Source organism: Pseudomonas fluorescens (assembly GCF_030344995.1).
Classification (GTDB): Bacteria; Pseudomonadota; Gammaproteobacteria; order Pseudomonadales; family Pseudomonadaceae; genus Aquipseudomonas; species Aquipseudomonas fluorescens_BF.
This window is the reverse complement of record NZ_CP128260.1, coordinates 119,194-132,030: the sequence shown is the minus strand read 5'-3', so window position 1 is coordinate 132,030 and position 12,837 is coordinate 119,194. Positions and strand designations below refer to the sequence as shown.

The window sequence follows — 12,837 nt, the reverse complement described above, 5'->3', positions numbered from 1 at the left end:
GGTAAGCCGGGGTTTTGCCTGGGCGGTGGTAGATAGATAAGGGTGCCGGCCTCAGACGAAGAACACGGATGTGGCCACTGCGCGACTGATTTCACTGCGATAGATGGCGATCTGCGCCTGACTGGAACTGTCGCGTTCGACCGTCCCGCCCAGACGCCTCTGTTCGACGGTTTTCAGGTGGGCGGCGGTGAATGCACCGACTGGATCTGTAGCCCCTGCATAGTGGAAGTGGGCGTACCACAGTACTTTTCGGCTTTTGTGGTCGAGCACTTCGTATTCATCCAGGTAGTCCCGGCCGGGACCTTTGAGGCGGCGCCTGTCAGTCGTTTTCGCGATGTTCACTTCACCTTTCTCCTTTAGCCATTCCACCCGGGCCGCCGTTGGCGGTTGCTCCTTGATCATCCGGATGCGCGTGCTGCGACCGGTTTCATAAAGCTTGGTGGCGGCACTCTCCAGGGCGTCGCGCAGTGACGTGGCGGCGTCGCCGGGTGCTTCGGTCTGGTTGCCAGTGACGAGTGCCTGGTCGATAGCCTTGACGACTTCGCGCATGCGCGCGGCATGCTGGTAATAGAGGTCCTGAATTTCAACGGGAATTCTTGTCGCACGGCTGACGTGAGCCTGGGTGCGCCGTTCGAACCCGGGCAGTCCATCGAGCAGCGCCTGGCCGTTGGCAAGGGTGTCGGCCAATCTGGGAGCGGCCTTCTTCGGTTGAGGGACGGACGTGACCCGGCGCAGCCATACGCCTGGCGTTTTTTCATGGAAGGTGGCAATGACCTTGCCGGTCAGAGGCGCCCTTACGTCCACCAGGTCGGTGTCGCGGCCGTCGGCACCTTTGCGTGGCTCGCCGACAACCGTGCCCTTGAAGCGGGTCTTGATGATTTTCTTCGTGGGCGGCATTGCCGTGCGGGATGTACCCGGTACAGGTTCCACCAAACGTCGTTCCTGTAGCAATCGTGCCAGATGGCTGTCGGTGTCCCGGCCGAACTCGGCAACGCGCGCGCGTGCCTGGTCAAGACGGTCAGCGAGTATCTGTTCGGGGTACTCGTCAGCCAGATCGATGAAGCGTTGGTCGATGACGGAAAACTGCTGCGCCAGATTGTCCATTGCCTCAATGCGTTCCGCGAGGTTGAGCAGACTTTCATCGTTACCCAGATCCAGTGCACTGCGGATGTTGAGGCTGGCATCGTCGATCAGTTGTTCGAGGGCGATCTGTGCGCCTGGATCGCCGGCTGGATCGACCTTGAGACACAGGTGTTCGGCGAGTGTGATTTGCAGCAGTTTGAGATCCTCAAGTGTGAAAACCGGAAGTTTGGCCTTGTAGACCCGACTGACCTCACAGGCTTCCTTGCCCAGCAGGCTGAGCTCCCCGAAGCGTGAACCGGCGAGTTCGATCTTTTCGATCATTGCTTGAGTCATGTCCGTCATTCGGGTGAAAGAAGTCAGGCGCCCGGCGTCGGGCGTTGGCGATTCTTCGTCCAGCAACGTCAGCGTGTTTTGCAAACCGTCACGAAAATCCCTGGTGTGTTCGTCAAGCCAGGACTTCATCAGAAACAGCTGCAACGACAGTCGCTCGACCATGGCGGTGCGAAAATTCGGAACCGGCTCCAATGCGTTCAGTGCCTTGAGCTCTTGAACATGTGTGGAATATTCCCGGATCTGTGAGTCCAAGGTGTCGAGATAGTGCTGGCGCGCAGGCGCTGCGGCTTGCGGTGTTGCGTCCTTCATGGCCTTGCGGGCGCTTTCGAAAGCGTTCTTCTTGTCTTCAAGCGTTGCATCGAGGGCCGCCATCGTGGCTTTACTTTGGCTAAGCCGCTGCTGGTTTTGCTGTTGAATCTTTTTTCGCCGGCTGCCCAGTCCGCCGCCACGCAGACGCAATCGCAAATCAATGAACCATTGGCCCACGGCGTTGTGGGTCAGCAGCGGCCCCGGACGAGCCGGTTGCTGTTGTGAGTCGATGATCTGCACCAGGCCATCGTCGTTGATGGACACTTCGAACCAGCGTTCGCCCACAGGTGCGTACCAAGCCTGTCCCTGGGCGTAGAGGTGTTGATGTACGCCTTCTTTCTCTGGAGCGGCGAGTGCACCGGGTTTGTCGACCTTGAAAGCGTCGAGCAGCGTGGCGAGCGATTGTTTTGACCGGCTCAGAGCACCCGTGCCGATCAGTGAAGTTTTATGTTCGGCCGCAAACTCCGGCCCGCCAACGTCCGCAAGGCGCGTTATTCCGGATTTGAGTGGCGCGGGTTTTTCCTTTGGCGCGATAGCCGTCGAGTGTTGTGACTGCCCGTTGGCGGCGGCGCGGTGGGCGAGGATCATGCCCAGTGTAAGTAGTACATCGGTGAGGGCCGACCAGTCGATGGTGCCCGGCTTTTCGTCTTGTGCATCGATCAAGGCCTGCAGGTCATCCAGGATCTGCCATATCCACGCGGCGGTACCGATGCTGCGCCCCAAAAATGGCAGCGCGGCGTTGAACAGCATCCAGCCCCCACGTTTTAGCGTTGCCCAACGCGCTTCGGCATTGGACACGGACTGACGATCGGCCTGGGTGATCATGGCTTGAACATTGGCATTGAACAGCGCCGTCGGCACGTCTGCCTTGATGGCATTGCTCTGCACCAGTGAGACCGGTCTGGTCATGTCCAGCGCGACGCTCGGGTCGACGAGTAATTGCGGGATGGTCCACACCGACATCAGCGTGCCGGGGAACACATACTGGGAGTAATTGAAACGCACGCTGTCAGGTAACCAGGCCAGCACCGATTGCCTGAGTGTGTGGGAGTGCTGGATCGCATACAGCAAATTGGTCTGGCCCGGATATTGGGTCAGGGGCGGGTCGAGCAGTGGCCGATAGAGCAGGCACGGCCCCTTGTCGGCCGCCTCCGGACCGATGATGAACATGTTGGCCACGGTATCGGCGCTGCTGTTTTTGCGGTGGGCCTGGAATGCCAGGGGGCGGATCATGATCCTTTGACCATCCACCAGTTGGTCACTGGGAGCTGCGGCCAGTGCGGCGATGACATAGCGGTAGCCTTGCTCGTCCAGTCCCGCTTCGCCACGGATTTTGCACTGCAGCGCAAGCAACGCCAGTTCGATCGGCAACTGATCGGTGTACAGCTGACGCAGAGCGGGAGCCTCGACCGGGTCTTCAATCAGCCGGCGTTTGAGCATGGCAGGGTAGACCGTGCCGATGTCCACTGTGGTCACCAGTGCTTCCAGATACTGCGGTGTCATCCAGTCAGGCGTCGGTGAGCCGTCCGCATGGCGGACAGTTTTGATACCCGTCGGCAAACCGGCCAGGTTCTGCAGCGCCAGTTCGATGAGCGTCAGTGTCAGCGTATCCGTCTGTCCCGGCACGACGAACGTACCCCACACAACCAGGCTGGTGATGGTGATCTCGATGTTCTCGACCTTGATGCCGGGAGACGTCGGGTGTTCCTTGCGAATCTGCGCGCTCAGTTGCGCTACGGTGAAGGCGTGAAGCGTGGGGATTTCGCGCTGGAAGGATTTGTTGCGGGTACGGTTTTGCAGGATCGCCAGATCCAGCAGGTGCCGGCTGAAGCAGGCCTGGTCTGCCGTGGAGGCGTCATCCAGCCACTGTGGCAGCAAGGGTCGCAGTTGTTCGAAATCAGACGTTGGCCTTACGGTTTCACGCTTGCCGGCGGTAGGGAAAAGTGCGTTGGTAGTGCGCTGTGACGGGTCGAGGGAGCCAATGACATCTGCATCCAGTGCCAGCAATGTACAAGCCTGCTGATCGAAAAAATTGCCTTCAGGTTCGTAAAGGCGCCACTTCAGATGCCCTGCACGCATGGCAGGCGCCAGCAGGACGGCCAGTGCCTCACCGAGTGCATCGAACGAATCGAAATGTCGGAACCCGCGGTTGAGTGAGCAGGTGATGATGATCGTTCGAGGCCCCGAGGTCCCTGCCAGCACCGCGATTGGCAGTGTGTCGAGGTGCGTTTGACCGGTGCCGTTTTCCTGATCAATGTCGATCAGGTAGGCGCACGTCCTGAAAGGGTCGTCGCGCAGCCGCTGTCGTTTGTCGGGAAACCGGTACAACGCTTGAGCCATGGCCAGTGGATCGGCCTTCCAGCCCTGTGATTCTTGAACGTTCCACTGCTCACGCAGGGCATCCGACAACTGATACCAGCGTGGTTCATCCGGTCGGGTGGCGGTATTCCAGTAGGCTATTTGCTGCTCTTGATAAGCCACGAACAGTAACGCAGCGAACTCATTGATCAAACGACCCACGGCTTCGATTTTCACGGGCAGATGAATGACCGGCCTGCTCCCCGCTTGTTGCGTCAGAAAGTGCTCACCGTCGAGCCAGGTCACCGTGGTGCCATGGACACTCACGCGTATCAGGACGTCAGAGAGTGATTCAAAGTGGTCAGGGCCGGCGATGACCTGATCGGGTTGAATGTTCCAGGTGGGGGTCACGACCATTGCCAGTTGCGGGTCGATGTCGAGATTCGGGTACAGGGTGCGCAACGCCGGGCGCAAGGCACTTGACGCAGTGTCCCTGAGTGACGGACCGGACAGCAATTGAGTTTGCAGATCGATAACGCCGGGACGGGAGATTTCAGGCATGTCCGTTTCCTTGTTTGTCGTTAACGGCGCTCTCCTGCAACGCCGGGATCGGGACACGTTAAAGTTTGGGCGACGGTACGGTGCGGTATATAAATCTCAAAAAAAAGACCCGCGAAGGCGGGTCGTTTTCAATGGCTGGCTTCAGGTGCCGGACTTGATCCTGGTCCAAGCCCGGGTCCGCGCCCGTTCCGCATCGCGCGGCAATGGCTGCAGGGTGTAGAGCGTGTTCATCGCCGCATCGGTAGGGTACAGATTCGGGTTGTTGCGAATCGCCGGGTCGACAAGTTCGGTGGCGTCCTTGTTCGGGTTCGGGTAACCGACAAAGTCGCTGACCGGCGCAATCACCTGCGGTTGCAGCAGGTAGTTGATGAAGGTGTAGGCGTCCTGCGGGTTCTTCGCGCCTTTCGGGATGGCGAGCATGTCGAACCAGATCGGCGCGCCTTCCTTCGGCAGGCGCATGTCGACCACCACGCCGTTCTTCGCTTCCTTGGCGCGGTTGGCGGCCTGCGAGAAGCTGCCCGAATAACCGACCGCGACGCAGATTTCACCGTTGGCGATATCGGCCATGTACTTGGACGAATGGAAGTAGGTCACGTACGGTCGGATCTTCATCAGCAGCGCTTCGGCCTTGGCGTAGTCCGCCGGGTTCTTGCTGTTGGGATCCAGGCCGAGGTGTTGCAGGGCCAGCGGCAGGATCTCAGACGGCGAATCGAGCAGGGCCACGCCGCACTGCTTGAGCTTGCTGATGTTCTCTTCCTTGAAGATCAGGTCCCAGCTGTCCACCGGCGCGGTGTCGCCCAGTGCTGCCTTGACCTTGGCCGGGTTGAAGCCGATCAGGATGGTGCCGTACATGTACGGCACGGCGAATTTGTTGCCCGGGTCGTTGGCCTCGATCAGCTTCATCAGTTTCGGGTCGAGGTGGTTCCAGTTCGGCAACTGGCTGCGATCCAGCGGCTGGAATACCCCGGCCTCGATCTGCTTGGCGAGGAACACGTTGGACGGCACCACCACGTCATAGCCGGAGTTGCCGGTCAGCAGTTTCGCCTCCAGCGCTTCGTTGGTGTCGAAGATGTCGTAGACCAGTTTGGTCTGACTGTTCTGCGCCTTGAAATCTTCCAGTGCCTTGGGGGTGATGTAGTCGAACCAGTTGTAGACGCGCAGGGTGCGTTCTTCCGCGTGCGCTGCGCCGCTTAGCAGCGCTGCGCCGCTTAGCAGCGCTGCGCACAACGCCGGCGCGATGAAGTGCTTGAGACTTTTCATGACTCGAAACCTTCAAGCACGTTCACCGCATTGATGCCGATTTCTTCCACCGCGTAACCACCTTCCATGACGAACAGGGTCGGTTTGCCGAGAGCGGCGATGCGCTTGCCCATCGCCAGGTAATCCGGGCTGTCGAGCTTGAACTGCGAGATCGGGTCGTCCTTGAAGGTGTCGACGCCCAGCGACACGACGATGATGTCGGCACCGTAGTTTTCGATCTCCTGGCAGGCCTGGTCCAGCGCCGCGCTCCAGACGTCCCAGCCGGAACCGGCCGGCAGCGGATAGTTGAAGTTGAACCCTTCACCGGCGCCTTCGCCACGTTCATCTTCGTAGCCGAGGAAGAACGGGAATTCCGCTTCCGGGTGGCCGTGGATCGAGGTGAACAGCACGTCGCTGCGCTCGTAGAAAATCGATTGGGTGCCGTTGCCATGGTGGTAGTCGACGTCGAGGATCGCGACCTTCTTGTGGCCCTGATCGAGGAACGCCTGCGCGGCGATGGCGGCGTTGTTGAGGTAGCAATAACCGCCCATCAAATCGCCGGCAGCGTGGTGTCCCGGTGGACGGCACAAAGCGAAAGCGCCACGGGCGCCGCGCTGGATTTCCGCTTGTGCGGTCAGCGCCACTTGCGCCGCGCTGTACGCCGCTTGCCAGGTGCCGGCAGTGATCGGTGCGCCGCCGTCAAAGCTGTAATAGCCGAGCTGGCCGTGCAGGCTGGTCGGTTTGACCTGACGCAAGGTGCGTGCCGGCCAGGTGTAAGGCAGCAAGTCGCCGTCGGTGTTGAATTCGGTCCAGCGCGCCCAGGCGCCTTTGAAGAAGTCGAGGTAATCGCGGCTGTGGATGCGCTCGATCGGCCCGAGGCCGAAATCCTTCGGCGCCTCGACCGGGCCGAGGTTTTGATTTTTTACCCGTTGCAGCACGTGGTCGGCGCGCGAAGGCATCTCGAAGCAAGGCTTGAGTTGCCCGTCGATCAATTCGCAGCGGCCATGGTGCAGGTGGTGATCGTCAGAGTAGATCGTCAGCATTTGTTGTTCTCCGCAGGGGCTGATTCGGTTGGCTCCAGTGTTGCGGCGCGGGGCGAATCGGAGAACGGCCAGAGAGGCCAAAAGGGGATCGATGTGGCCAATAATACTGACCTGATATCGCCCCTCGACGGTTTAACCGTGTGGCCGGAACTGACTCGGCGCCACGCCGCTCCAGCGCACGAAGGCATGGCGGAAGCTCGCGGTCTCGCTGAAGCCCAGGGTTTCGGCGATGCGATAGATCGGCAACTGGTCCTCGCAAAGCATCTGTTTGGCTCGCTCGAAGCGCAGTTCGTCGAGCAGTTCCTGATAGCTGGAACCCATGTCCTTCAGATGCCGGCGCAAGGTGCGCGGCGAGCAGTTCATCTGCTGCGCCAGACCTTCCAGCCCCGGTGCGGCGTTGAGTTGCGCGCTGAGCAACTGACGGATCCGCCCCAACCACGCCTGACGGCCGGTGAACTCGGTGTTCTGCTTGCGGCAGCGCTCGGCCATGGCCTGATGGGTGATGATGTCGGCGAGCGGCAGCGGCTGATCGAGCCAGCGCCGGTCGAAGGCGAAGGCGTTGTCCTTGGCGCCGAAGTGCAGTGGCGCCTTGAAGTGTTCGGCGTAGCTGTCGCGGTAATCCGGCGCGGTGTGTTCGAAGCGGGTGGCCAGCAATGGCAGCGGATGGCCGAGCAGGTCGTCGCAGATGACTTTCAGCGACACCAGACAGAACTCCGCGTTGAACACCGCCATCGCCGGGCTCTCGCGGTAATCGGCGGCGACGAACCAGACGCGCTCGCCGTCGTCCTCCAGGCTCAGCTCGAAAAGTGTTCCCAGCAGCGCCGGATAACGGATCGCCAGCCGCAAAGCGTCACCGAAGGTGGCACAGGTCAGCAGCGCGTAACCGAGGATGCCGTAGCAGGAAACATGCATGCGCCGGCCCAGTTCCAGACCGATGTCGTGCTTGAGCGCGACTGCATTGGCGCAGACCTGCATCTCCTGGTTGGTAGTGATGCGAGTGTCGGCCCGGCTCAGATCCGCCGCGCTGATGCCGCTGCCGGCCAGCAGCGCTTCGCTGGACAGGCCTTCGGTCTTGAACGTGTTGAGGATCAGCGAGACCGCATTGAGCGTGGTGAGGTGGGAGTGGAGCATAGGATCTTCCAGCCTTGGGATAGCTGGAGCGCAGCAAGTTACATGCCGGACAAAGAATCAATTGTGGGAGCGGGCTTGCTCGCGAATGCGTTGTGTCAGGCGACGTGAACGTATCTGATATACCGCTTTCGCGGGCAAGCCCGCTCCCACAGGGGGGTGACGTGGTCTCAGACCAACTCACCGCACAGGTCGAGCTCGACCAGACGCCGTACTTCAGCTGTCTCAAGGCCTGCCCCCAGCAAAGCGTTCAATTTGCCGAACGCTGCCTCACGGGTCATGCCGCCACCGGACAACACGCCAACACCGCGCAAGCGGCTGCCGGCTTCATACACATCCAGCTCCACACCACCTTCATGGCACTGCGTAACCGCAACCACAACCACGCCGTTATCCCGCGCCCGACCAAGGCTGGCCAGAAACTCCGGGTTGTCGCTCGGCCCGGTGCCGCTGCCGTAGCACTCCAGCACCAGACCCTGAATGCCGCTGTCGAGCAGGCCGTCGATGATCTCGGCGCCGATGCCCGGGAACAACGGCAGCACGGCCACCTTGGCCAGTTGCTTCGGTTGGTTGTAGTTCAGCGCGGCTGGCAGGGCAGTGGCTTTCACACCGCCGCCCTGACGCTCCAGACGTTTGAACGGGTGACGGCCGAAGCTGCGCACTTTTGCGCAACGGGTCGGGGCCAGCAGTTCGCCGTGGAAATACAGATGAACGCCCGGCGCCAGGCCGTGGCCGAGGGCGACCAGTGCGCCGCTGAGGTTTTCCCAGGCGTCGCTGTCGGTGACGCCGGCCGGCAGCATCGAGCCGGTGAAGCACACACGGGCATGCAGCCCGAGCAACTGGAAACTCATGGCGGCGGCGCTGTAGGCCAGGGTGTCGGTGCCGTGCAGGATCAGCACGCTGTCGCAGCCTTGCACATCGACGGCGTCGACTACCGCTTCACGCAGTTGCTGCCAGTAGGCCGGGGTCATGTTGGCGCTGTCGATCAGCGGCGACATCTCGCGAAATTGCCACTGCGGCACCACCAGCTCAGGCTGGCTGTGCAGGTAATCGCGCATCCGCGCATCGAAACCGGACGCCGGGGCCAGGCCATTGGCGCTGGCCTGCATGCCGATGGTGCCACCGGTGTACAGCACCATGACGTGCTGGGCGGCAGGGTAGGAATTGGCAATCATCTGAAGGTCTCCACAAGAGATGACATGTGGGAGCGGGCTTGCTCGCGAATGCGGTGTGTCAGCTAAAGATGTTTCGACTGATTCACCGTCTTCGCGAGCAAGCCCGCTCCCACAGGTAATGCATTGCACTTTAACTGACGGGCGCAGGGGATGCGCCCGTCTTTCACCGATCAGCGTTGCGCTGCGGGGATTCCTTGCGGCTGAGCGTTGGCCTGGGTGTCGGCCGACGGATTGGCCGGCCAGGCCTTCAGGTCCAGATCCAGGTCGGTGAACTTGCTGGAGTCGAACACTGGCTGGTCGACGCCGGCGCGGCGCTGCTCGTCGTAGTCGCGCATCACACGCATGCCGACCTTGAACAGCAGGGCCAGGGCCATCAGGTTGACGAAGGCCAGGCAGGTCATGGTGATGTCGGCGAAGGCGAACACGGTCGACAGATCCTGCATCGAACCCCAGACCACCAGCGCCAGCACCAGGCCGCGGAACGTCATCAGCGCAGCGCGGTTGCGGGTGAGGAACTGCAGGCTGTTTTCGCCCAGGTAGTAGTTGTAGAGGATGCAAGTGAAGACGAACAGCGACAGCGCGACGCTGACGAACATGCGGCCCCAGTCACCGACCACGGCGGCCAGCGAGTTCTGGGTCAGGACGATGCCGTCACCTTCGAAGCCCGGAGTGTAGAAGCCCGACAGCAGGATCAGCAGCGCGGTGCAGGTGCAGATTACGAAGGTGTCGAGGAACACACTGAACGCCTGAACCACGCCTTGAGCGCCCGGGTGCTTCACGGCAGCCACGGCGGCGACGTTTGGTGCACTGCCCAGGCCCGCTTCGTTGGCGAACACGCCACGCTTCACGCCCATGACGATGGCGCTACCGAGCAGGCCGCCGAAGGCCGGGTCGAGACCGAAGGCGCTCTTGAAGATGGTTTCCAGCATGGCTGGCACGTGTTCGATCTGGGTGCCGATCACGTACAGGGTCACGCCGATGTAGGCCAGGGTCTTGATCGGAACCAGCAGGTCGGACACCGAAGCAATACGCTTGATGCCACCGATGAAGGTGATGGCCAGCAGCACTGCCAGGACGATACCGGTGTGTTGCGGGTCAAAGGCAAAGGCGTTTTGCAGCGAGTGGGTCACGGTGTAGGACTGCAGGCCGATGAAGGCGAAGCCGTAGGTGACCAGCAGCAGGATCGAGAACACCACCGCCATGCCTTTGAGTTTCAGGCCGTGCTGGATGTAGTAGGCCGGACCGCCACGGTACAGGCCGTCGCCATCGGCGCGCTTGTAGACCTGGGCCAGGGTACATTCGAAGAAGCTGCTGGACATGCCGACCAGAGCGGTCACCCACATCCAGAACACCGCACCAGGACCACCGAGGGTCACGGCGATGCCGACACCGGCGATGTTACCTGCACCGACGCGGCCGGCGAGGCTGAGCATCAGGGCCTGGAACGAGCTGAGCTGCCCGGCGTTGCCTTTGAGGCTGTCGCGGAACACCGCGAACATGTGGAAGAAGTGGCGCAATTGAACGAAACGCGAGCGAATCGTGAAGTAGCTACCGAGCCCGACAATGAGCACGATCAGTACTTTCCCTGAGAGGAAGTCGTTGATGACTTCGAGCATGGATTTTTCCTCGCTGTTTATTGTGTAAGCAAATGCTGGATGGTCGGAAACATCGCGTTACACCGGTGTGCGCGCGGCACAACAGGCGAGGCGAGGGTTTCGTCCCGGATCCATATCGCGGGTTTGTTATTAGTTCGGGTTTCGCATGGGTTATGGCCTCGTTACCGACGACCGCTCACGCGAAGAGGGGCGGCACTATACCGATCAGTGCGGCGCCCGTCTGCACGGTTGTGGTGCAAGCGACGAAACGAAGCTTTGAAACACCCGACGTTACCGGCGTCGGGCTTTTGTGGAAGCGAGCCTGCTCGCGATGCAGACGCTGCGGTTCAACAGGGAAACCGCGTGATCGTTCATCGCGAGCGGGCTCGCTCCCACAGAAGACGTTTGTCCTTTCAAATAGTTAAAAAAAAGGGCTTGGGGAATGATCCCCAAGCCCTCAAAAGGTGAGAGGTGTCTAGTCCCTCGACCTGGTGAGCGGTGCTACAAGTAACGCGTCGGATCAGGCCTTCAGAGGCACCAGACGCGGAGCAATCATGTTTTCCGGGCGCAGGATGTCGGCGAGCATGGCTTCGTCGAGCAGACCTTCTTCGCGCACCAGTTCCAGCACGCCGCGGCCGCTTTCAAGGGCGATACGGGCGATGCGGGTGGCGTTTTTGTAGCCGATGTACGGGTTCAGTGCGGTGACCAGACCGATCGAGTGTTCGACCAGTTCGCGGCAGCGCGCTTCGTTGGCGGTGATGCCGACGATGCAGTGCTCGCGCAGCATGTCCATGGCGCGTTGCAGCAGACGGATCGAGTCGAGGATCTTGAAAGCGATCAGCGGCTCCATCACGTTCAGTTGCAGCTGGCCGCCTTCGGCTGCCATGGTCAGCGCCAGATCGTTACCGATGACCTGGAACGCCACCTGGTTCACGGCTTCCGGGATCACCGGGTTGACCTTGCCTGGCATGATCGAGCTGCCTGGCTGACGCGCCGGCAGGTTGATTTCGTTGATGCCGGTGCGCGGGCCGCTGGACAGCAGGCGCAGGTCGTTGCAGATCTTCGACAGCTTGACCGCGGTGCGCTTGAGCATGCCGGAGAACAGCACGAAGGCGCCCATGTCGGAAGTGGCTTCGATCAGGTCGGCTGCTGGAACCAGCGGTTGGCCGCTGATCAGCGCCAGACGCTGTACGGCCAAGGCCTGGTAACGCGGGTCAGCGTTGATGCCGGTACCGATCGCGGTGCCGCCCAGGTTCACTTCGGTCAGCAGTTCCGGGGCCAGCGTCTTCAGACGGGCCAGGTCTTCGCCCATGGTGGTGGCGAATGCGCGGAACTCTTGACCCAAAGTCATCGGCACGGCGTCTTGCAGCTGGGTACGACCCATCTTCAGGACGTGGTTGAATTCTTCACCCTTGGCCGCGAACGCCTGAATCAGGCTGTCGAGGCTGGCCAGCAGCGCGTCGTGACCCAGCAGCAGACCCAGGCGGATCGCGGTCGGGTAGGCGTCGTTGGTCGACTGCGCCATGTTCACGTCGTCGTTCGGGTGCAGGTACTGGTACTCGCCTTTCTGGTGACCCATCGCTTCCAGCGCGATGTTGGCGATCACTTCGTTGGCGTTCATGTTGGTGGAGGTACCGGCGCCACCTTGAATCATGTCGACCACGAACTCTTCGTGGAAATCACCGCGGATCAGACGTGCACAGGCTTCGCTGATGGCAGCGTGCTTGGCTTCGCTCAGGTGACCCAGCTCGCGGTTGGCGTCAGCGGCGGCCTGTTTGACCATCGCCAGACCGACAACCAGCTTCGGGTAGTGCGAAATCGGAACGCCCGAAAGGCGGAAGTTGTTCACCGCTCGCAGGGTCTGGATGCCGTAATACGCTTGAGCAGGGACTTCGAGGGCGCCAAGCAGGTCGTTTTCTGTGCGGAATGATGCAGCGGAGGACATGATAGAAATCATCTCGATATGGACCCGGTCTGTGCCGGAACGCTGCGAATGCTAGGCTTGTGGGAATTTTTGGGCCAATGCTGTTAAACACTGCCCTATGCACATTCGGCATAATGCCCGTGTGACGC

7 protein-coding genes are annotated in these 12,837 nt (G+C 61.0%); all 7 read right to left on the bottom strand.

Annotated elements, in window-relative coordinates; all coding sequences use genetic code 11:
* Positions 1-51 precede the first annotated feature (51 nt).
* On the bottom strand, positions 52-4,584 hold the full coding sequence (locus QR290_RS00610; protein ID WP_289204094.1) for a dermonecrotic toxin domain-containing protein: 4,533 nt from the start codon (positions 4,582-4,584) through the stop codon (positions 52-54).
* Positions 4,585-4,725: 141 nt separating this feature from the next.
* The gene (locus QR290_RS00605) at positions 4,726-5,844 is read right to left on the bottom strand and encodes a polyamine ABC transporter substrate-binding protein (protein WP_289204093.1); all 1,119 of its coding nucleotides are present in this window, start codon (positions 5,842-5,844) and stop codon (positions 4,726-4,728) included.
* Positions 5,841-6,866, bottom strand: coding sequence for a histone deacetylase family protein (locus tag QR290_RS00600; RefSeq protein WP_289204092.1), 1,026 nt, complete (start codon positions 6,864-6,866; stop codon positions 5,841-5,843). Before QR290_RS00600 ends, QR290_RS00605 begins: the two co-directional genes overlap by 4 nt.
* Before the next feature lie 132 nt (positions 6,867-6,998).
* Positions 6,999-7,997 (bottom strand): AraC family transcriptional regulator, encoded by a 999-nt coding sequence (locus QR290_RS00595; protein ID WP_115079741.1) that lies wholly within the window; start codon positions 7,995-7,997, stop codon positions 6,999-7,001.
* Positions 7,998-8,164: 167 nt separating this feature from the next.
* On the bottom strand, positions 8,165-9,169 hold the full coding sequence (locus QR290_RS00590; RefSeq protein WP_115080018.1) for an asparaginase: 1,005 nt from the start codon (positions 9,167-9,169) through the stop codon (positions 8,165-8,167).
* A gap of 170 nt (positions 9,170-9,339) precedes the next feature.
* Entirely contained in the window at positions 9,340-10,785 is a 1,446-nt protein-coding gene (locus tag QR290_RS00585; protein WP_115079740.1) for an alanine/glycine:cation symporter family protein, read from the bottom strand.
* Between the two features lie 499 nt (positions 10,786-11,284).
* Positions 11,285-12,709, bottom strand: a complete 1,425-nt coding sequence (gene aspA, locus QR290_RS00580) for an aspartate ammonia-lyase (protein ID WP_003229645.1) — start codon at positions 12,707-12,709, stop codon at positions 11,285-11,287.
* Between the last annotated feature and the right edge of the window lie 128 nt (positions 12,710-12,837).